17 protein-coding genes and 12 tRNA genes are annotated in these 20,202 nt (G+C 66.7%); 18 read left to right on the forward strand and 11 right to left on the reverse strand.

Annotated elements, in window-relative coordinates; translation table 11 throughout:
- Nucleotides 1-15: 15 nt before the first annotated feature.
- Entirely contained in the window at nucleotides 16-459 is a 444-nt protein-coding gene (locus ACJH7A_RS13425; RefSeq protein ID WP_318986245.1) for a PPOX class F420-dependent oxidoreductase, read from the reverse strand.
- Nucleotides 460-513: 54 nt separating this feature from the next.
- Between ACJH7A_RS13425 and ACJH7A_RS13430 the strand changes: the two genes are divergently transcribed.
- Both ACJH7A_RS13430 and ACJH7A_RS13435 read left to right on the forward strand, forming a co-directional pair.
- Nucleotides 514-1,038, forward strand: a complete 525-nt coding sequence (locus ACJH7A_RS13430; protein WP_318986246.1) for a DUF1697 domain-containing protein — start codon at nucleotides 514-516, stop codon at nucleotides 1,036-1,038.
- A 62-nt stretch (nucleotides 1,039-1,100) separates the two neighbouring features.
- Complete coding sequence (locus tag ACJH7A_RS13435; protein ID WP_318986247.1) at nucleotides 1,101-2,372, forward strand: solute carrier family 23 protein; 1,272 nt, start codon at nucleotides 1,101-1,103, stop codon at nucleotides 2,370-2,372.
- Here ACJH7A_RS13435 and ACJH7A_RS13440 read toward each other — a convergent pair.
- Complete coding sequence (locus tag ACJH7A_RS13440; protein ID WP_406802122.1) at nucleotides 2,345-5,488, reverse strand: cytochrome P450; 3,144 nt, start codon at nucleotides 5,486-5,488, stop codon at nucleotides 2,345-2,347. The two genes, ACJH7A_RS13435 and ACJH7A_RS13440, sit on opposite strands and share 28 nt — an antisense overlap.
- Before the next feature lie 34 nt (nucleotides 5,489-5,522).
- Nucleotides 5,523-7,028 carry a flavin-containing monooxygenase gene (locus ACJH7A_RS13445; protein ID WP_406802123.1) on the reverse strand — a complete coding sequence of 502 codons (1,506 nt, stop codon included), beginning with the start codon at nucleotides 7,026-7,028 and terminating at the stop codon, nucleotides 5,523-5,525.
- A 132-nt stretch (nucleotides 7,029-7,160) separates the two neighbouring features.
- Between ACJH7A_RS13445 and ACJH7A_RS13450 the strand changes: the two genes are divergently transcribed.
- From ACJH7A_RS13450 to ACJH7A_RS13515, 14 genes are all read left to right on the forward strand, one after another.
- Nucleotides 7,161-8,357 (forward strand): PucR family transcriptional regulator, encoded by a 1,197-nt coding sequence (locus ACJH7A_RS13450; protein ID WP_406802124.1) that lies wholly within the window; start codon nucleotides 7,161-7,163, stop codon nucleotides 8,355-8,357.
- A gap of 487 nt (nucleotides 8,358-8,844) precedes the next feature.
- Nucleotides 8,845-8,934, forward strand: a tRNA-Leu gene (locus ACJH7A_RS13455).
- Nucleotides 8,935-8,939: 5 nt separating this feature from the next.
- A tRNA-Leu gene (locus ACJH7A_RS13460) sits at nucleotides 8,940-9,013 on the forward strand.
- Between the two features lie 3 nt (nucleotides 9,014-9,016).
- A tRNA-Lys gene (locus ACJH7A_RS13465) sits at nucleotides 9,017-9,088 on the forward strand.
- Nucleotides 9,089-9,143: 55 nt separating this feature from the next.
- Nucleotides 9,144-9,638 (forward strand): HNH endonuclease, encoded by a 495-nt coding sequence (locus ACJH7A_RS13470; RefSeq protein WP_406784214.1) that lies wholly within the window; start codon nucleotides 9,144-9,146, stop codon nucleotides 9,636-9,638.
- Between the two features lie 58 nt (nucleotides 9,639-9,696).
- Nucleotides 9,697-9,772, forward strand: a tRNA-Asn gene (locus ACJH7A_RS13475).
- Between the two features lies 1 nt (nucleotide 9,773).
- Nucleotides 9,774-9,857 (forward strand) — tRNA-Tyr (locus ACJH7A_RS13480).
- A gap of 4 nt (nucleotides 9,858-9,861) precedes the next feature.
- A tRNA-Gln gene (locus ACJH7A_RS13485) sits at nucleotides 9,862-9,933 on the forward strand.
- Nucleotides 9,934-9,938: 5 nt separating this feature from the next.
- Nucleotides 9,939-10,023: transfer RNA gene (locus tag ACJH7A_RS13490), tRNA-Ser, on the forward strand.
- Nucleotides 10,024-10,025: 2 nt separating this feature from the next.
- Nucleotides 10,026-10,102 (forward strand) — tRNA-His (locus ACJH7A_RS13495).
- 60 nt (nucleotides 10,103-10,162) lie between these two features.
- Nucleotides 10,163-10,239, forward strand: a tRNA-Ile gene (locus ACJH7A_RS13500).
- Between the two features lies 1 nt (nucleotide 10,240).
- Nucleotides 10,241-10,328, forward strand: a tRNA-Ser gene (locus tag ACJH7A_RS13505).
- Nucleotides 10,329-10,331: 3 nt separating this feature from the next.
- Nucleotides 10,332-10,403, forward strand: a tRNA-Arg gene (locus ACJH7A_RS13510).
- A 5-nt stretch (nucleotides 10,404-10,408) separates the two neighbouring features.
- A tRNA-Ile gene (locus ACJH7A_RS13515) sits at nucleotides 10,409-10,485 on the forward strand.
- Nucleotides 10,486-10,670: 185 nt separating this feature from the next.
- On the opposite strand, the gene ACJH7A_RS13520 is transcribed toward ACJH7A_RS13515, so the two are convergent.
- The gene (locus ACJH7A_RS13520) at nucleotides 10,671-11,033 is read right to left on the reverse strand and encodes a GntR family transcriptional regulator (protein WP_133425552.1); all 363 of its coding nucleotides are present in this window, start codon (nucleotides 11,031-11,033) and stop codon (nucleotides 10,671-10,673) included.
- Between the two features lie 61 nt (nucleotides 11,034-11,094).
- Here ACJH7A_RS13520 and ACJH7A_RS13525 point away from each other — a divergent pair, with 61 nt between their 5' ends.
- The gene (locus ACJH7A_RS13525; RefSeq protein WP_064859958.1) at nucleotides 11,095-11,823 is read left to right on the forward strand and encodes an NAD-dependent deacylase; all 729 of its coding nucleotides are present in this window, start codon (nucleotides 11,095-11,097) and stop codon (nucleotides 11,821-11,823) included.
- On the opposite strand, the gene ACJH7A_RS13530 is transcribed toward ACJH7A_RS13525, so the two are convergent.
- Genes ACJH7A_RS13530 through ACJH7A_RS13540 form a run of 3 tightly spaced genes read right to left on the reverse strand, consistent with a single transcriptional unit; the run spans nucleotide 11,810 to nucleotide 15,323 of the window.
- Entirely contained in the window at nucleotides 11,810-12,439 is a 630-nt protein-coding gene (locus ACJH7A_RS13530; RefSeq protein WP_064859959.1) for a bifunctional 2-polyprenyl-6-hydroxyphenol methylase/3-demethylubiquinol 3-O-methyltransferase UbiG, read from the reverse strand. The genes ACJH7A_RS13525 and ACJH7A_RS13530 overlap by 14 nt on opposite strands.
- Nucleotides 12,440-12,441: 2 nt before the next feature.
- Nucleotides 12,442-13,110 carry a TetR/AcrR family transcriptional regulator gene (locus ACJH7A_RS13535; RefSeq protein WP_406802125.1) on the reverse strand — a complete coding sequence of 223 codons (669 nt, stop codon included), beginning with the start codon at nucleotides 13,108-13,110 and terminating at the stop codon, nucleotides 12,442-12,444.
- Complete coding sequence (locus ACJH7A_RS13540) at nucleotides 13,107-15,323, reverse strand: MMPL family transporter (RefSeq protein WP_406802126.1); 2,217 nt, start codon at nucleotides 15,321-15,323, stop codon at nucleotides 13,107-13,109. Before ACJH7A_RS13540 ends, ACJH7A_RS13535 begins: the two co-directional genes overlap by 4 nt.
- Nucleotides 15,324-15,660: 337 nt before the next feature.
- Here ACJH7A_RS13540 and ACJH7A_RS13545 point away from each other — a divergent pair, with 337 nt between their 5' ends.
- Entirely contained in the window at nucleotides 15,661-15,783 is a 123-nt protein-coding gene (locus ACJH7A_RS13545; RefSeq protein WP_020099274.1) for a hypothetical protein, read from the forward strand.
- Between the two features lie 173 nt (nucleotides 15,784-15,956).
- On the opposite strand, the gene ACJH7A_RS13550 is transcribed toward ACJH7A_RS13545, so the two are convergent.
- From ACJH7A_RS13550 to ACJH7A_RS13565, 4 genes are all read right to left on the reverse strand, one after another.
- Nucleotides 15,957-17,102, reverse strand: coding sequence for an acyl-CoA dehydrogenase family protein (locus ACJH7A_RS13550; RefSeq protein ID WP_346415165.1), 1,146 nt, complete (start codon nucleotides 17,100-17,102; stop codon nucleotides 15,957-15,959).
- Nucleotides 17,103-17,217: 115 nt separating this feature from the next.
- Nucleotides 17,218-18,219 (reverse strand): NAD(P)H-dependent flavin oxidoreductase, encoded by a 1,002-nt coding sequence (locus tag ACJH7A_RS13555; RefSeq protein ID WP_406776026.1) that lies wholly within the window; start codon nucleotides 18,217-18,219, stop codon nucleotides 17,218-17,220.
- Nucleotides 18,219-18,971: a 3-hydroxyacyl-CoA dehydrogenase gene (locus tag ACJH7A_RS13560; protein WP_346415167.1), complete on the reverse strand. Its 753-nt coding sequence runs from the start codon at nucleotides 18,969-18,971 to the stop codon at nucleotides 18,219-18,221. The genes ACJH7A_RS13555 and ACJH7A_RS13560 overlap by 1 nt, the downstream gene beginning before the upstream one ends.
- Nucleotides 18,972-19,012: 41 nt before the next feature.
- Nucleotides 19,013-20,107 (reverse strand): CaiB/BaiF CoA transferase family protein, encoded by a 1,095-nt coding sequence (locus ACJH7A_RS13565; protein ID WP_406802127.1) that lies wholly within the window; start codon nucleotides 20,105-20,107, stop codon nucleotides 19,013-19,015.
- Nucleotides 20,108-20,202 lie beyond the last annotated feature (95 nt).

Consider the following 20,202-nt stretch of genomic DNA (forward strand, 5'->3'; position numbering starts at 1 on the left):
CGCAGACTAGCGCGTTCAGCGCACGCCCGGAGGCAGCCCGTACAAGTGAGTGATGGGCATGGTGAGCAGGACCCGGCGGTCGGCCACCATCGCCCGGCGATAGTCGTCCCAGTCCGGGTGCTCGCCGGAGATGTTGCGGTACAAGGCAATCAGACCTTCTACCGTGTCGTCATCGGGTGCCGCGGCAGGCGGACTCAGCACCGCGTTCCCCTCGGCCACCGCGTACGCCCACCCGTCGTCGGAGCGGACGTAGATCGAGGCCCGGGCGTCGCGCCGCAGATTGCGCGTCTTGGCCCGGGGCTCGGTGACCGACACCCCGATGGTGACGGCCCGTGGATCGAAGTAATAGGACACGTTGGACAACTGCGGGCGACCGTCGCGCTTGATGGTGGCCAGCACGCCCAGCGAATTGTCACTGATCAGCGCGAGCAGCTTGTCTTCGAAGACCTGACGGGTCATGGCTCCCAGCGTACGGGGCAACTGCCTACCATTGGGTGTCATGACGGAGTTGGGATGACGCGCTACGCGGTGTTTCTGCGCGGCGTCAACGTGGGCGGCGTGAACCTGAAGATGGCCGAGGTCGCCGCCGCCTTCCGCGAGGCCGGCTTCGATGACGTCAAGACGCTGCTCGCCAGTGGCAACGTGGTGCTGTCCAGCTCGGCCAAGGCTGCGACGGTACGTACGAAAGCCGAAGCGGCGCTGCGGGAATCGTTCGGGTACGACGCCTGGGTGCTGGTGTACCCCATCACGGAGCTCCGGACCATCTCGGCGGACTACCCATTCGAGCGTGAGGTCGAAGGGCGCCATTCGTACATCACGTTCGTCAGCGATCCGGACGTGCTCGACGAACTCGCGGCGCTCGAACCGGTGGGCGACGAATCGATCAGCCGCGGTCACGGCGTCCTGTACTGGCAGGTGGCTCGCGGCGACACCCTGAGCAGCGCGATCAGCAAGACCATGGGCAAGAAGCGCTACAAGTCGTCGACCACCACGCGAAACCTGCGGACGGTCGAGAAGGTCCTGGCTGCGGGCGAATAGCTCAACCCGGCCAAACGTGCTGACAGACGGCGAAAGTGAACCGGGTCCGGCACTATGACCGGATGATTCCGCTCTCCTGGACGCCGGTCGGACCGGACGCCGCCGTCGTCGGCCCCGATGAACGGCTCAGCTGGCCCCGCACCATCGGTATCGGTGCCCAGCACGTGGTGGCGATGTTCGGCGCCACGTTCCTGGTGCCGGTGCTGACCGGTTTCCCGCCGGCCACGACGCTGTTGTTCTCCGGCGTCGGCACGATCGCGTTCCTGCTCATCACCGGAAATCGGCTGCCGAGCTATCTCGGGTCGAGCTTCTCGGTAATCGCACCGGTCACCGCCGCGGTCGCCGCGCACGGAACCGGCAGCGCGCTGGGCGGCCTGATCGCCGTGGGCCTGCTGCTGATCCTGGTCGGCGGGGTGGTGCATCTGGTCGGCACGCACTGGCTCGATGTGACGCTGCCGCCGGTCGTGACCGGTGCGATCGTCGCCCTGATCGGTTTCAACCTGGCACCGGCGGCGAAGAACAACTTTGAGAAGGGGCCGCTGGTCGGGCTGGTGACGCTGGTGCTGTTGGTCGCGACCCTGGCGTTCTTCCGTGGCATCATCGGCCGGCTGGCGATCTTCCTGGCCGTGGTGGTCGGCTACCTGCTGGCACTGGCTCTCGGCGAGGTGAACACCGCGGCCATCGCCGCCGCCCCGTGGATCGGGCTGCCCGAATTCCACGGGCCGTCGTTCAGCCTGGCGGTCCTGCCGATGTTCTTGCCGGCGGTGATCGCGCTGATCGCCGAGAACATCGGGCACGTGAAATCAGTGGGCCAGATGACCGGGAAGGATCTGGATCCACTGATGGGCCGGGCGTTGGCGGCCGACGGCGTGGCCACCGTGCTGGCCGGTGCGGGCGGCGGTTCGGCCACCACCACGTACGCCGAGAACATCGGCGTGATGGCGGCGACCCGCATCTATTCGACGGCCGCGTATTGGGTCGCTGCTGCCGTGGCCGTCGCACTGTCGTTGTGTCCCAAGGTCGGTGCGGCCATCTCGGCCATTCCGCCGGGCGTGCTGGGCGGGGCGACGATCGTGCTCTACGGTCTGGTCGGCATCCTCGGGGTGCGGATCTGGCTGACCAACCACGTGGATTTCTCGCAGCCGATCAACCAGATGACCGCCGCCATCCCGCTGATCATCGGCATCGCCGACTTCACCTGGCAGGCCGGACCGTTGACGTTCACCGGCATCGCGCTCGGTTCCGTTGCGGCGCTGGTGATCTACCACGGCATGCGCGGGCTGACCGCCCTGCGCGGCACGACCAGTCAGCCGGCCCAGACGTCCTCGACGTAGCGGTCGGTGCTGACCAGTCCGGCGAGCCAGGCGCGGGCTGCCTCGTCGTCGGCGCCGGTCTTGCTGCGGTAGATGTCCTGGAACGCGGCGCGCACGGCGGGCGCCATCCGGGCACCGTCGCCGCACACGTAGACGTGGGTGTCGTTGTCCGGGTTTCCGAGCATGTCCCAGACTTCGTCGGCGTCCGCGGCGATCCGGTCCTGCACGTACTTGACCTCATCACCGGCCCGCGAGAACGCCGGACGCATCCGCACGACGCCGAGACGTTCGGCGTCCTCGGCCTCGTGGCGGAACAGGTAGTCCACGTCGGGGTGCCGCACGCCGAAGAAACACAGCGCGGCGGTGAACGGCTCCCCTGCTTCCAATGCGCCCAGCCGGTCTCCGATGAAGCCCCGGAACGGGGCCACACCCGTCCCGGCGCTGACCAGGATGACGTTGCGGGTCGGATCGGCGCCCGCCCGGAAGGCCTGCCGAGCCGGGTCGACCCGCATCCGAATCTGCTGTCCCGGCACAGCATCCGCGAGGTAGCTGGATGAGACGCCGCGGAAGACACCGGAGCCGGACCGGGCCGGCCCTTCCAGCACCCCCACGACCAGTTCGACTTCCCGGACGCGGCGGCGCGACGAGGTGGCGATCGAATAGTGCCGCGGGGACATCGGTTCGAAGAGCTCCAACAACTCTTGGCGGCTCAGCTTGGTGGCCGGGAACTCCGCCAGGCAGTCGGTGATGCTCAGTGCGCGGGCCTCGGGGTCGTCGGCCAGGGCGGTCAGCGCGGCCCGTTCCGGCGGACACGGGTTGGCGGCCGCGAGCCGTAGCAGCTGACTGCGGGTCGCCGGCTTGCGCAGTTCCAGGAAGTGCGTAAGCAGTTGGCGCACAGTGACTTCCCGGTCGATCGGGATGGCCCGCCGGGTACTGCGCCGTGGATTGATCGAGATGCGACGGTCGAGGCGCAGGTCCAGCAGTTCACCGACCTCGTCGACCAGGGCGGGGCTGTTGTCCGGCAATACGGTCAGGTGGTCGCCGGTCTGATAGTCGACGCCGTCGGGCAGCGCGATCCGGATGAGCCGCTTGTCCTGCCCGAACTCGGAGCCCGTGTCCACCAACGGAATGTTGTCCAACACCGTCGCCGGTTGCACTTGATGGCGGGCATCGATCGCGGCGGTAACCGGCCCGTCGATGGCGCGCAGATCGTAGAGCGGCTCATCGGCCACGGGCTCATCGGCGGCGACGGCGCCGAAGACACCGCCGAGCGCATTCCACAGTGCCACCGAGAAATCCTCGACCACACCAGCGAAGTCGCCCGAGGTGTCGGCTTCGGCCATCGGAAGCAGTTGTGTGGCACCGAGTTCCACGAGCCGGGCGTCGATGCGCCGCGGTATCGCCAGGTATGTCTCGGCCCAGTTCCGGTCTCCGACACCGAGTACCGCGTACGGCACTGCCGGTACTTGATCCGCCGACCCGTCCAGCCAGTCCACGAACGTCCGGGCATCGTCGGTCGGCATCCCGTTGTACGACGCGGCGACGATCACCACCGCCCCCTGGTCCGGCAGTGCCGCGGTTGCGGAATCCAGTGCGGCGACGGTCGTTTCGTAGCCGAGGTCGACGGCCTCGTCACCGAGTTGCTGCGCCAACGACCGGCAGTTTCCGAGGTTCGAACCATGCAGCACAAGCAGTTTCGTGCCCGGCGGCACGGTCGCGCGGGATTGTGTCACCGGCGCGGCAGCGACGGCCGCCGGAGCTTGGCGGCGCTCCTCCGGGGTGCGGCGGATGAGTTCGACGTAGAACCCCTCCGGCTTGCGCAACACATCACTGTGGGTACGCAGCGTGTAGTGCCCGACGTCGACGAACCGGTAGCGGTGCACCAGAGTGGCGATCGCCATGGTCGCTTCGTGCAGCGCGAACTGGCGGCCGATGCACGACCGCGCACCGGTGCCGAACGGCTTGAACAGGTTGACCGGCCGCTGCCCCGCCCGGTCTGGCGCGAACCGGTCCGGATCGAAGATCTCGACGTTGTCGCCCCACTCCGGTTGCCGATGCAGTGACGACGTTAGCACCGTCACGGCTTCACCCTGGCGCACCGGGTACTTGCCACCGATGACGGTGTCCGACAAGGCCATTCGATCGAATTCCCGCACCGGCGGGGACAGGCGCAGCGCCTCGTCGATGATCTGGCGGATGTAGGTGAGCTTGCCGATCTCGTCGAACGCCGGCACGTGGTCGTCGTCGGGGCCGAACACCGCGTCCGCCTCGGCCTGCGCGCGGTGCAGCACCGCCGGGTTCTTGACGATGCTGTACAAGGCCGTCGGCATCAGTATCGACGTCGTGTCCTGGCCGGCAACCAGGAACGTGGCGATCTGGTTGCGGATGCTGTCGTCGTCCAGCAGCGGCACCCCGTCGGGACCGGGCTGCAGCATCAGGGCCAGGAGATCGTCGAGGTCCACGTCCCCCGCACGGTGCCGGCCGATGAGGTCGGTGATGAAGCTGAACAGCTTGCCGCGCTCGGTCTCGAACACCGCCTGGTCGGCGTTGGATCCGAGCAGGACCTGGTTCAGCGTGGCCGCGAAACTCGCTGGGATGTCGGCGAGTCCGTCGTGCTGATAGGAGTCGAACCGGGCCCCGAAACCAGCCAGACCGACGGTGTCCATGGCCAGCTTCGCCAGATCACCGGCCACGTCCACCGTCCGCGTGCCGACCGCCGCGTCCCACTGTGCGATCAGTTGCCGGTTGATGTCGAGCATGGCGGGGTGATAGCTGCGCAGCCCGCTGAAGCTGAAGCCGGGGATCAAGACGTCGTGAGCTTCCTGCCAGCCCTCCTCGCCGGGGTACGCGGTGAACAGCCCGTTGCCGACCACCGGGCGGAACCTCGCCAACCGGCCCGTGAGTGCTTTGCTGAACCGGCTCTCATCGCAGAGTTCGTCGACCAGTGCCAGCGAGCAGGCATAGAGGCGGCGGCCGGGCCCGAGGTCGGCGTAGAACAGTGGGCCGTACTGCTCGGAGAGCAAGTCCAGCGGCAACGAATAAGGCCGCCCGGGCACTGGCCCGGACGGCAACTCGACACCGACAGCTGAAGGGACATCGGGAATCTCGGGCGGCACCGCTGGCGAGAAGCTCTCCATTCACGCCAGCGTACACGGCCGCCCTGAGAGCAGATCAGGAAACCGGCGCGAACGCTTGAACTTCTGCGCGACGGGCGGCGGCGAACCGCAGGTTCGGATCCGTGACCGCGCCGTGCCGCAGCACCTCGCGGTCGAAGTTGTAGTTCATCGACATCACCCAGGGGCCAGCGGCGCCCTGCCGCGGCAGCGTGTCCGCGACCCGCTGCACGTATCCCGCCGCGAAGTCCAGCAGCGGCTTGGTTTCCATGCCCGGATCGTCGAACTCCGGCCGGACGCTGTCGAATCCGCGTTCGTCCATGTGGCTCAGCAGTCGGCAGAAGTGCTCGCACAGCAAGCCGACCTTGAGCGTCCACGACGAGTTGGTGTAGCCGAAAGCGAAGGCGAAGTTCGGCACACCCGACAGCATGATGCCCTTGTAGGCGACGGTTTCCGAGAGGTCCACCGCCTGACCGTCGACGGTCAGCGTCATCCCGCCGAACAGCTGGACGTTCAAACCGGTTGCGGTGACGATGATGTCGGCATCCAGGTGCTGCCCGGATTCCAGTTCGATGCCGGTCTCGGTGAAGGTCGCGATCCGGTCGGTGACCACCGCGGCCTTGCCGCTGCCGATCGCCTTGAACAGGTCGGCGTCGGGCACCGTGCACAGGCGCTGGTCCCACGGCTTGTAGTCCGGGCTGAAATGGGTGTCGACGGGATAGCCCGCGGGCAGCTCGCGGGCGTTGGTCCAGCGGATCAACCGCCGGGCGGCGGCCGGATACTTCTGGCAGAAGGTGTAGACGGCGCGCTGCCGGATGACGTTCTTGCGCCGGGCCAGCGCGTAGCCGCGGTCGGCGCCGAGTACGCGACCGGCCACGTTGGCGAACGCGTCTTTCGACGGCACCGGCAGGATGTACGTCGGCGACCGCTGCAGCATGGTGACGTGCGCGGCCTTGGCCGCCATCGACGGCACCAGCGTCACCGCGGTCGCCCCGCTGCCGATGATGACGACCTTCTTGCCCGTGTAGTCGAGGTCCTCGGGCCAGTGCTGCGGGTGCACGACCTGGCCGGCGAAGCGGTCGCGGCCCGGGAACTGCGGGGTGAAGCCCTGGTCGTAGCGGTAGTAGCCGCCGGCACAGAAGAGCCAGTTGGCGGAGATTTGCACCAGTTCGTCGGTGTCGGTGCGCTCGACGTCGACGAGCCACCGCGCGGTGCCGCTGTCCCACGCGGCACCCAGCACTTTGTGGTGGAACCGGATGTTGCGGTCGATGTTGTTCTCGCGCACCGTCTCTCGTAGGTAGGCGAGGATCTTGTCGGCGGAGGCGATGGCGTCTTCGTCGCGCCACGGCTTGAACTCGTATCCGAAGGTGTGCAGGTCGGAGTCGGAGCGAATGCCGGGGTACCGGAACAAATCCCAGGTGCCGCCGGTCGCGCCGCGGGATTCCAGGATCGTGTACGACCTTCCGGGATGCTCCTGTTGCAGGTAGTAGGCGGCACCGATGCCGGAGATTCCGGCGCCGACGATCAGGACGTCGACCTGGGTGGTGTTGGCGGTGTGCTCCATTGCGAACTCCCTGTTGGCGGTGATGGGGTTGGCAATAATGGTGGCGCGCGACGAGCCCCCGGCTGAAGGTCAAAACATCTCAACTTTGGCTGCCTGCGGTGCAAAATGCACCACACGCGATACGCTCACCCCATGGACGGCGCGCAGCCATCACCGCAGGTACGCGACCTGATCCGGCAGTGCGCGCAGGTCGTCGTCAACGCCCCCGCGGAATGGCTCGACGAACTCGACCGCGCTGTACTGGGCGCCAACCCGGCCATCGCCTCCGATCCCGAACTGGCCAACGCCGTCAGCCGGAGCAACCGTTCGAACCTGTTGTTCTGGGGTGCGGCCAACGTGCGCGATCCCGGCGCACCGGTACCAGCCAACGCCGGCACCGAACCCATGAGCGTCGCCCGGGAAATGGTCCGGCGCGGCGTCGACTCGTACACCTTGGACGCCTACCGGGTCGGTGAAGGCGTGGCGTGGCGGCGCTTGATGGACATCGCCTTCGAACTGACCTCCGACCCGGCGGACCTGCACGCGCTGCTCGACGTCTGCTCACAGTCGATCAGCGACTTCATCGAGGCCACCCTGGCAGCCATCGCCGCCCAGATCGAACTCGAGCGCGACGAACTCACGCGCGGCAGCCACGCCGAGCGGCGCGCCACCGTCGCACTGCTCCTGGAGGGCGCCCCGATCCCCCGTCCGCGCGCCGAAAGCCGCCTCGGATACGGCCTCGGCGGCACCCATACCGCGGCCGTCATCTGGACCGACAACCCCGATGGCGACCTGTCGCAATTGGACCGTGCCGCTGAAACTTTCGGGCGTGCCGCTGGTGGCCGCCCGCTCACGGTGCTGGCCAGTAGCGCCACCCGGTGGGTGTGGGCACCCGGCGCCGTCGACATCGACGCGGTGGCCTCAGCCGCCGGAGCCGAAGTGCGCGTCGCGATCGGTTCCACCGGCACCGGGGTAGACGGGTTCCGGCGCAGCCACTTCGACGCCATCACCACCCAGCAGATGATGGCGCGCCTGCACTCACCGCAGCAGATCGCCGAATACACCGATATCGAACTCGTGGCGCTGCTCACCGCGGACGCCGACCGTGCGGCGGTATTCGTCAAACGCGTTCTCGGCGAACTGGAAGCCGCGAGCCCGGAATTGCGGTCCGCGGTGCGCGCGTTCGTCCATGAGCAGTGCAACGTGTCCCGTGCCGCGGCCAAGCTCTTCACGCATCGCAACACCTTGCTGCGCCGGCTCGCCCGCGCCGACGAACTGCTGCCGCGCCCGCTGACCGACAACAGCGTCGAAATCGGCGTCGCGCTCGACGTGTTGCACTGGCGCGGTTGAGGTTTCACCGGCGGAAATAACCACTCGGTTTTGTCGCCCGGCGCTGTTACCGTTGACCCGTGGCTTTTCTGCATGACGACCAGCTCGCCGAGGTGTCTTCGACGCCGACGGCGGCTTTGTCGTGCGCAGGCACCGTCAGCTCCATATCAAGCGAGCACAGCAGCATCCTCTGGCAGCCCATGCGCTTCCGGCCATTCCGCCGTACTTACGCCGCGCATGCCGGCGTGCGCGGCGGACGGAAGCTCGGGCCAGACTCTCACAAATTTCACAATCTTACAGTTTTCGCTGGCAGGAACGTCGCCTGACGTTCCTGTAGTTCCGTGCACCCAATTGCGTTGCACAGCAACATATTTCGTGTACATATTCGCTCGACAACTCCCGCGTCGATGCGCATCATTGATCACACGCCGGATCGATCCGGACATGCAGTGCGGTACGAGTCAGCCTGCGCTGGAAGAACTTTGAGAACTACATAGTGTTGGCATTCGCGCTCGTGGCGAAAACTTCGGCAGACGCGCCCGGCTCAAACCCGGGTGCCGGTAGCCCCGGCGTGCAGGTTCAAGTCCTGCCGAGCGCACGCATGCCCCGCTGGCCCAACTGGAAGAGGCACTGGATTTAGGTTCCAGGTGTTGGGGGTTCGACTCCCTCGCGGGGCACAGGCGCCGTTAGCTGAGCTGGGATAGCACCAGACTCTTAATCTGGAGACGGAGGATCGAAACCCTCACGGCGCACAGCACATTCATCACTGCCGGTGAGGTGTAACTGATCAGAAGGGAGGCACGCGGTATGACGCATTTTCGACAACACCAGGCCAGTCACCGGGCCGTGGCGGTGTACAACGCCGACTACCGCGTGCTGACCCACGTGAGCTGGCAGGAGGCGGTCCGGCTGCTGCTGCGGGGTTCGGTCTACGTGATCGAACGCCACAGTCCGGCCGTGCACATACACAGCCCGTCGACTGTCATCGAGCTGCCCGCATCCGTCGCGCTGCATCAGTACGTCCACGTGCCGTACCGGCCGCACAACCGGGTCACCCGTGACGGGGTCCTGGCTCGCGACGGCTACACCTGCGGCTATTGCGGTGGCCATGGCGACACGGTGGATCACATCGAGCCGGTGTCGCGAGGCGGGCAAGACACCTGGCTGAACCTCATTACGGCGTGCGCGCCGTGCAACGGCCGCAAGAGTGACCGCACACCGGAGGAAGCCGGTATGCGGCTGCTCTGGGAGCCCTATGAACCCCGCGATCGGGATCGCTACCGGGTCCCCGAATTGGTTTGAAACCCGTCGGGCGGGGCGGGAGGTCCGTCACCTCTCGCCCCGCCACGACGAAACACGTTGCCCCGTAGCTCAACTGGCAGAGCAGCTCCCTGTTACGGAGTAGGTTGCAGGTCCGACTCCTGCCGGGGTAGCCAAGCGTGCGCGGCGACGCGGGAGTGTCGCACCTGGCTGTAAACCAGAGGCCTTCAGGCACAGGGGGTTCGAATCCCTCCGCACGCACCGATGACCCGTGGTGTAACCGGTAGCACTGCTGATTTTGGTTCAGCCGGTTCAGGTTCGAATCCTGGCGGGTCAGCTTCAGGAAGACAGCGCGCCGTGGTGGCGCATCCCGTTTCGAAAACGGGCGCGGGGTGAAAGCCCTGGGGTTCGACTCCTCTGTCTTCCGCTGTGTGCGATGCCGAAGCGGTCGAGGCCCCAGGTTGTGAGCTTGGGCGAAGCGGGTTCGAGTCCCGTCGCACACCCCAACTTCGACAACGCCTCGGATTGCAGTCACCCACTGACTGCAATCCGAGGCACTAACCCAATGTCCGGTAGCTCATCTGGTTAGAGCGTCGCCCTGATACGGCGGAGGCAGGTGGTTCAAGCCCATCCCGGACAACCACGGAGGCGTGGCAGAACGGTAATGCAGCGGCTTGCTGAGCCGTGGCCGCTGTCCAGCGGTTGTGGGTTCGACTCCCGCCGCCTCCGCCAAATGCCCCTGTAGCTCAACGGAAGAGCACCTGCTTTCGACGCAGATGGCTGGGAGTTCGAATCTCTCCAGGGGCGCGCATGCGCAGGTAGCTCAGTTGGTCAGAGCGCCGTCCTTATAAGACGGATGCCGCGGGTTCAATCCCCGTCCTGCGCACCACCCTCCGGCGGCAGTGCCAGGTCAAAGCCGTCACCAAGGGCTGACAATGTCACGTTTTGCGACAGCTCCCAGCGCGCACTCATGCGAAGCCCCGCAGCGGCCAGGAACTGGCGCGCGAATGTGCACACAGCTCGCCGGATCCGCGAAACGGGCGCTCTGCTCGCACACTCGCGAAGCACCCCGCCCTACTCGAACGCCGCGTCCAGATACCGCAGCGCGTCGGCTTTCAGCACGCCCAATGCCCGGGCGGTGTCGGCGAAGGCATTGGCCGCGTCCACCATGGCCGCGGCAGCCGGGTCGGCAGCCGCCACGAAAGTTCCAGACCTCCCCCGGGTTTCGAGGACCCCGGCGGTCTCGAGCTCGCGGTAGGCCCGGGCGACGGTATTGGCGGCCATTCCCAGCGTGCCGGCCAGCTCACGCACAGTGGGCAGGCGGGTACCGGCGGGCAGGCGCCCAGCACGAATGGCTTCGATGATCTGCAGCCGCAACTGGTCGAACAACGGCCCCGCGTGCGGATCGAGGCGCACCCACTCACCGAAATCGGTCACCAGCCGAGTATGACCGATGACGAGGTGGCCCAGATCACCCAGAACCCGATAACGTGGTCCAATGCGGGTGACGGTGTTCAGCGGTGCGGGAATGTCCGCCGACAGTGGCGTGCCGACCTTCCGGGATGCCGAGACCGGCCTGTGGGCCAACACCGACCCCTACGAAATTTCCAGCTCGGACGCCTGGCGCCGCCACCCCGAGCGAGTGTTCGCCTGGTATCTGTGGCGCCATCACATGATGGGCAATGTATCCCCGAATGACGGGCACCGCGCGGTCGCCGCGTGGCAGGACTACACCGAGGTCGACATCGTCACCCAGAACATCGACAACCTGCATGAGCGGGCCGGCAGCACACGGGTCCATCATCTGCACGGCAGCCTGTTCCACTTCCACTGCGACAGTTGCAAAGCCGAATTCGAAGGTACGTTGCCGCCGATGCCGGAGCCCGAGATCGCCATCGAACCGCCGGAGTGCTACTGCGGCGGCTTGGTGCGGCCCAATGTGGTCTGGTTCGGCGAGAACCTGCCCTCCGACGCGTGGAACAACTCCGTCGCCGCGGTCAGCGCGGCCGACCTGGTCATCACCGTCGGTACGTCGTCGGTGGTGTACCCGGCGGCGTCATTGCCGGAAGCCGCGGTGCAGCAGGGCATTCCGGTCATCGAGGTGAACCCGAAGCCGACCCCGTTCTCGGATCAGGCCACGGTATCCCTGCGCGAAACCGCGGCCACCGCGCTGCCGACGCTGTTGCAGCGGTTGCCCGAACTGCTGCCGACGATCAAGCAGGCCTGACGGCGCGGCCCAGCGCCACCTCGGCCAGCGGCACCCAGCCCGGCAGCATCAGCACGCGCCGGGCATCCGAAACCTCGAAACCCGCACCGACGATGCTCTGCTCGGTTTCCCGGTGTGCGTGACAGTTGCCGGAAATCTTGGGCCAGAACGTCGAATCCAGGAAGCGCTGCACCCGGCCCCGCACCCCGCCGCTGGCGACGTGCTCGAAGTAGCGCAGCTCACCACCGGGCTCGAGCCGTGAATACACCTGCCGCAGCACACTTTCCGGCTGGTCGACCGAGCACAGCACCAGGGAGCACACCACGGCGTCGAAAAGATCGGCGCCGTCGAAGTTCTCGACGGTCTCGGTGCGGACCGTCACCGGCACCGGCGCGGTCAGTGCCGCCTTCCGGGCCAGCGGCGCCAGCCGGACCTCCGGCTCGACGGCCACCACCTCGGTCACGGTGTCCGGATAGAACGCGAAGTTGGTTCCGGTTCCGGCACCGATCTCCAGCACCCGGCCGCGGAGCCCGGCCAGATTCTCCTGCCGCAGTCTGGTCATGAACTTGCGCTCACGCGACGACATCGCGATCCACATGCGGGCGAAGAACGGGTTGTCCACCGAGGTGTCGGTCATCGTCAGGAGCCTTTCAGTCGCTCGACCAGCTGTTGCGGCGCCACATCCGGTCCGCCCAGTCCTCTCACCATGCCACCGAGGCACGCGGCGCTGAGTACCCGGTCCGCGAACTCCTCGAGATCACCGAACGGCAGATACGGCCGCGAGATGAACAACGCTGCCAGACCGTGCGCCACCGTCCACAACCCGAGCGCCGTCACCGTCACGTCGCCGGCCGGATAGCTGCCCTCGTCCATCAGCGCCTGCACCGAATCCCGCATGTGCACGAACGCCGCGGTGTTAAGGGCCTGGTCCACGTCGCTGTCCGGATGCCCCTCGGACATCATGGCGATCCGGTAGAGCTCGGGGTTCTGGCGGGCGAACCGGACGTATGCCAGCCCTTGCGCGCGCAGCCGGTCGATGGTCGTCGGTTGCTCGGCGGCCACCTGCTGCATCACGGCGTCCAGTCGCTCGAAGTACCGGCCGCACACCGCGTCCAGCAAGGCGTCCTTGTCGGCGAAATGCAGGTAGATCGATGGCGGGGTGACGCCCACCCGCTGTGCGACGGACCGGATGGACACCGCCTTCTCCTGGTTCGATTCCAGGAGAATTTCGGTTGCCGCGTCCAGGATTTCGTCGCGCAGCTGGTCTCCGGACCCGCGCGGGGCACGACGCCGTTTGGCCTCCGTCATCGCGCGCCGCACTCCGACAGCTGGGGCGCCGATTCACTGATACCGATGCGTTTGTGCAGCCGCGCCAGCGGCGCCGGCGCCCACCAGTTCCACCGCCCCATCAGGTGCATGAACGCCGGCACCAGCACCGTCCGCACCAGGGTGGCATCCACGAGGACGGCGATGGTCAGGCCGAGCCCGAACATCCGCATGAACGACACCTCGGCGGCGATCAGCGCGCCGAACGAAATCGACATCACGAGGGCCGCCGCGGTGATGACCCGTCCGGTGTGGGCCAGGCCGAGCGCGACGCTCTCGTCGTTGTCCTGTTCGACGAGCCAGAACTCCCGGATACGGGCGACCAGGAACACCTCGTAGTCCATCGACAGCCCGAACGCGATGCAGAACAGCAGCACCGGCATGTTCGACGCCAGCGTTCCGGTCGCCGTGGTGCCGAGCGCGCCGAGGTGACCGTCCTGGAAGATCCAGACCAGCGCACCGAATGCCGCCGTGAGCGAAAGGACATTGAGGACAACGGCTTTCACCGGCAGGACCACGCTGCCGGTAAGCAGGAACAGGAGCCCGAGTGTGATGACGGCGATGACGGCCAGCACCCACGGCAGCCGGTCGGTGACGGCCTGCACGCTGTCGTGACTGATCTGGGCGACGCCCGCCAACTGCACCAGCCGCCCGTCCGGTCCCCGAACGGCGTGCACCGCATCGAGCTGCGCCTGAGACGCGTCCGAGAACAGCGGCGCGCTGCTGCCGATTGTCAGGAAGGCGCTGCCGTCGACGATCGCCGCGCCGGGACCGGCCGGGCCCACTTTCCGGCCGCCGACGAAAGTGCCAGTGGGCGAGGAGACTTCGGTGACCGCGGCGACGCGCGAGACATCGGCGGCGTACGTATCGAAAGCGGCCGGGCTCAGCCCGGCGGCGTCGGGAATGACGGCGGTGATGTCGGTGGCGGAGTTGTTGGCGAAGTCGTTGCGCAGCTGGTCCCCCAGCTGGTGTGCCGACGCCGTGGTCGGCAGTACCCGCTCGTCGGGGAATCCCCATTTCGCACCGAGGAAGGGCGCGCCCAGCACCAGCAGCAGCGCGACGACGGCGAGGCTCGCCGAGACCGAGCGGCGCATCACGGCTTTGGCGGCGCGGTACCAGAACATTTCCTGCACGGGTTTGGGCGTGGTGTCGCGCCGGAACAGGTGCGGCAGGCTGAGGGAATCGAGCCGGTCGCCGAGGAGCCAGATGGCGGCCGGCGTGACGATCACCGCGGCCGCGGCGGCGAATGCGACCGTCGCGATGCCGGCGTACGCGATGGAGGTGAGGAAGTACATCGGGAACATCAGCATCGCGGCCATCGACAGGCCGACCGTCGTCGCCGAGAACAACACGGTGCGGCCCGCGGTGACCATGGTGCGGATCAGCGCCTGGTCCCGCGGCTGGCCCTCGGCCACCTCGTCGCGGTAGCGACTGATGATCAGCAATGTGTAGTCGATGGCGAGGGCGAGCCCGAGCGCGGTGGCGACGTTCAGCGCGAAGACGGACACGTCGGTGAAGAACGTGATGGTCCGCAGCACCGCCAGGGTGCCGGTCATCGCCAATCCGCCCACCAGGATCGGCAACGCCGCGGCGACCAGTCCCCCGAACACCCACACCAGCACCAGGAAGCTGAGCGGTATCGCGATGGACTCCATCAGCAGCAGATCATGTTCTGTCTGGGTGTTGATCTGGGAGTAGATGATCGCCCCGCCACCGGCCTTGACGGTGACGCCGGGCCGGTCGTGGACGACCTGGTCGGCGAGTTCCTGGGCGTACTTCTGCGCGTTGTTCTCGCCGCCGTTCATGCCGGCCACGATCAGCCCGGACTTGCCGTCCTTGCTGATCAATTCCCCGGCCGCGGCCGGCGGCACCGTCCAGGCCGAAGACACGTAGGCGACGTGCGGCGAAGCCTTCAGATGGTCGACGATCTCGCGGGCGGCCGCGGAAGCCGCCGGGCCGTGGACCCCGTCAGGCGCCGTGACGGTAACCAGCATCGGCATGTCGCCCTGGTGGAACTTGGTGGCCAGCAGCCGGCTGGCTTGTGCCGACTCGGACTTCGGATCTTGGAAGCCGCCCGCGGGCAGGGTCTTGACGACCGGGACACCGAAGATCGCCGCGGCGATCAGGACCAGCCCCGCGACGGCCAGAATTCTCTTCGGCGCGGCGATGGCCAGCAGCGCGATGCGGTTCAGCATGCAGTCCCCTTCTGCTAACACCGCTAAGTTATCGTCGATAACTCAGACCTGTCAATGCTCACTCACCCCTGGTCACGAGATTTATTGACGTCTGGTTCACACCGCCCACCAGGCGTTACCGCGGTGACCGTCATCATGTTTGCTACTGGCCAGTGAACTAAGCCGCGACCAGGACCGCTGTCCGCACATCAAGATCACCTGCGACCTTGCGGAATGTGAGCTACCCACGGGTCACTTGGGGGTCGGAGTAGGCCAACCTACCCAGCGGTAAGAATTGCCAACGTTTTCCGAATCGTGACTCAATGATTTCTTAATAGCGACCCATAGCCTCATAGACATGTGGATCGACGACACCAACGCAGATGTCATCAAAGTAGATTTCGATGCCCTGTACCACGGGGACGTCCTGATCGAGGGTGACACGTCCGAGCAGTTCCCCGACCTCGCCGAGGCTGTCTGATTCCGCGGGTTCACCCGCGAGTCTGACGCCGCGCCGAGGCGCGACGCCCGTGCACTGAAATCGCGTGCACGCAGGGACTCGCTGGGGTGATCACCAGCGTCAAAGCCACCGACCAATACGGTCGGTGGCTTTTTGTGTGTCCGGGCTCGGGTCCCGGCTCACCCGACAGCCATCTACAGCCCCAGGTCGCGACCGATGACCTCGCGCATGATCTCGTTCGAGCCCGCCCAGATCTTGGTGACGCGGGCGTCCTTCCAAGCCCGCGCGACCCGGTACTCGTTCATGAAGCCGTAGCCGCCGTGGATCTGGACGCAGTTGTCCAGGATTTCGTTCTGCACCACCGAACTCCAGTACTTGGCTTTCGCCGCGTCGACGGCGGTCAACTGGCCGCTCAGGTGCGCCATCACACAGTTGTCGACATAGGCCTGCGCCACATCGAGTTTGGTGACCATGTCAGCGAGCAGGAACTTGTTCCACTGCAGGGAGCCGATGGCCTGGCCGAACGCCTTGCGCTCCTTGGCGTATTCGACGGTGTCTTCCAGAATCCGCCGGACGTGGGCGAGGTTGGCCACCGCGACGCTGATCCGCTCCTGGGGCAGCAACGTCATCATGTGGATGAAGCCCCGGTCGACCTCACCGATGATCGCCGACTCGTCGACCCGGACGTCTTCGAAGAACAGCTCCGCGGTGTCCGCTTCGGGCTGGCCCACCTTGTCCAGCTTGCGCCCGCGCGTGAACCCCGGCATGCCCGTTTCGACGGCGAACAGCGTGATGCCCTTGGAGCCCTTTTCGGGTGCGGTTCTCGAGGCGACGATCACCATGTCGGCCTGGGTCCCGTTGGTGATGAACGTCTTCGAGCCGTTGATGATGTAACTGGACCCGTCCTTGACCGCGGTGGTCTTCAACGCGGCCAGGTCCGATCCACCGGAGGGCTCGGTCATCCCGATAGCGGTGATCATCTCGCCGGTGCAGAACTTCGGCAGCCACCGCCGCTTCTGTTCCTCGGTGGTCAGCGTGACCAGATATGGTGCGGCGCAGTCGTAATGGATGGTGAACGCCGACGCCGCGGCGGCACTGGACCGCGAAAGCTCTTCGCACAGAACGGTGTTGAAGCGGTAATCGCCCGCGGCGCTACCGCCGTACTCTTCGGGCACCTCCAGCCCCAGATACCCGTTGCGGCCGGCCTCCAGCCACACCTCACGGTCGATGTAGCGCTGCTCGATGAACTTGTCTTCATTTGGCTCGATGTGTCGAGAGACGAATTCGCGCACCGAGGCACGGAAGTCGTCGTGATCTACCTCGAACAAGCTGCGCTGCATATCAAAGTCCTTAACGCGGGTCGCCTTTGGCCAAAAGCTACCCCGCCGGCCGCCACCGAACGCAGTGAGGGCCGTGACCCGGTGGGAGTCACGGCCCTCGGCGCATGAATTGCGGCTAGACGCCGGCGAGTTCGGCTTCGCCCGCGCCGACCATCCGGGCCAGCCGGCCGGTGATGATCTCCTCGGCTTCCCCGACGATGCGGTGAATCAGCTCGTCGCACGTCGGGATGTCGTGGATCAGGCCCATGACGGTGCCCGCGGTCCAGATGCCGGCGTCGAGGTCGCCGTTCTCGAACACCTTGCGGCCCCGCACACCGGCCACCAGATCCTTGACGTCCTCGAACTGGCCGCCGCCCTTGAGGATTTCCACCACCTCACGCGAGACGGCGTTGGACGCCACGCGCGCGGTGTTGCGCAGGCTGCGGAAGATCAGCTCGGTGCCGCGCTCGTCGGTCGCCACGATGGCTTCCTTGACGTTCTGGTGGATGCACGACTCGACGGTGCACATGAAGCGCGTGCCCATGTTGATGCCGTCGGCGCCGAGCGCCAGTGCGGCCACCAGGCCGCGGGCGTCACCGAAGCCGCCCGAGGCGATCATCGGGATCTCGATCTCCTTGGCCGCGGCCGGGATGAGCACCAGGCCTGGCACGTCGTCCTCACCGGGGTGACCGGCGCACTCGAAACCGTCGATGCTGATGCCGTCGACGCCGAGGCTCTGGGCCTTGACGGCGTGGCGCACCGAGGTGCACTTGTGCAGCACCTTGATGCCGGCGTCATGGAACATCGGCAGGTGCGGTCCCGGGTTGGAACCGGCCGTCTCCACGATCTTGATGCCGGCGTCGACGATCACCTTGCGGTACTCGTCGTACGGCGGCGGGTTGATCGACGGCAGGATCGTCAGGTTCACGCCGAACGGCTTGTCCGTCAGGTCGCGGGTCTTGGCGATCTCGTTGGCCAGATCCGCCGGCGTCGGCTGTGTCAGCGCGGTGATGAAACCCAGGCCGCCCGCATTGGCAACGGCGGCAACCAGTTCCGCGCGACCGACCCACTGCATGCCGCCCTGGGCGATCGGGTGCTCGACACCGAAGGCCTCGGTGAACTTCGTCCGGATTCCCATCAGCGCGGCGCCATCCGGATCGCGCCATCCAGACGGATGACCTCACCATTGAGCATCGGGTTCTCGATGATGTGCTGTGCCAGGGCGCCGTACTCATCGGGGTCACCGAGGCGCGCGGGGTGCGGCACCTGCTGGCCGAGGGACTTCTGCGCCTCTTCCGGCAGCGAGCCCAGCAGCGGGGTCTTGAACAGACCCGGGGCGATGGTGCAGACGCGGATCAGCTCACGCGACAGGTCGCGCGCGATCGGCAGGGTCATGCCGACGACGCCACCCTTGGACGCCGAGTACGCGGCCTGACCGATCTGGCCGTCGAACGCGGCGACCGAGGCGGTGTTGATGATGACGCCGCGCTCCTCGCCGACGGGCTCGGTCTTGGCGATGCGCTCGGCGGCGAGGCGGATCACGTTGAAGGTGCCGATCAGGTTGACCTCGACCACCTTGCGAAAACCGTCGAGCGGGAACGCACCGTTCTTGCTCAGCGTCTTGATGGCGTTGCCGATGCCCGCACAGTTGACATTGATGCGGACCGGGCCCATCTCCTCGGCCGCGTCCAGCGCCGCCGCGACGCCGGCCTCGTCGGTGACATCGGTGGCGACGAACTTGGCGCGCGGCCCCAGCTCGGCGACGACGTCCTCACCCTTGAGGTCGATGACGACGACGCTGCCGCCGGCATCGAGCAGGCGCTTGGTGGTCGCCAGGCCCAGGCCCGACGCACCACCGGTCACGACGGCTACGGAATCTTTGATCTGCATTGATGCAATTCCCTTCTTGTTACGGAAATCTGTGGGGCGCCTCAGGCCCAGTCGCGCAGGACCGACTCGGTGTCGGAACCGGGCACGCGAGGCGGCGTCGGAACGCTCGGCACGCTGCGGGAGAACCGCGGCGCGGGCATCGGCTCGAGGTTGTCGCCGTCGTCGGGCGAGAACCGGAAGAAGGTGTCGCGCTCGGCGATGTGCGGCTCGGTCTCGACCTCGGCGAAGCTCAGGACGGGGCTGACGCACGCGTCCGAGCCGGTGAACACCTTGGTCCAGTGGTCCCGGGTCTGCGCCTTGAAGGCAGCGGTGAAGATCTCGCGCAGCTCGGGCCAGCGGGCGACGTCGTTCTGGCCGGGCAGGGCCGCCGGGTCGAGTTCCAGCTTGGCCAGCAGCTCGGCGTAGAACTGCGGCTCGATGGAGCCGACGGCCATGTACTTGCCGTCGGCGGTCTCGTAGGTGTCGTAGTACGGCGCGCCGGTGTCGAGCATGTTGGTGCCGCGCTCGTCGCTCCACATGCCCTGCCGGCGGAAGCCCCACATCATCTGCATGAGCACGCTGGAGCCGTCGACCATCGCGGCGTCGACCACCTGGCCCTTGCCGGAGGTCTGCCGCTCGAACAGCGCCGACAGGATGCCGACCAGCAGGAACATCGACCCGCCACCGAAGTCGCCGGCCAGGTTCAGCGGCGGCACCGGGCGTTCGCCCTTGCGGCCGACGGCGTGCAGCAGGCCGTTGAGCGAGATGTAGTTGATGTCGTGGCCGGCCTGCAGGGCGCGCGGTCCGGTCTGGCCCCACCCCGTCATGCGGCCGTAGATCAGGCGCTCGTTGAGCTTGGCGCAGTCTTCGGGGCCCAGGCCCAGCCGCTCGGTGACACCCGGGCGGAAGCCTTCGATGAGGACGTCGGCCTTCTTGATCAGGCTCAGGACCAGCTCGCGTCCTTCGTCGCTCTTCAGGTCGGCGGTGACGGAGCGGCGGTTGCGCAGCATCGAGTCACCGCTGGGCTTGCCGGACTTGCTCGGGCGTTCCACGCGCACCACGTCGGCGCCCAGGTCACCGAGGATCATCGCCGCGTGCGGTCCGGGGCCGATGCCGGCCAACTCGACAACGCGCAGTCCCTGCAATGGTCCAGCCATCTAAATGCACCTCTTGGTCGATCGGTTTGAGCCCCAGTTCTATTGACCGCGACATAGCTTACTTGTATAACGAAGTCTGTCTAGTGCGGGCATCT

The organism is Mycobacterium sp. SMC-17 (assembly GCF_045310915.1).
In the GTDB taxonomy this organism is placed as follows: domain Bacteria; phylum Actinomycetota; class Actinomycetes; order Mycobacteriales; family Mycobacteriaceae; genus Mycobacterium.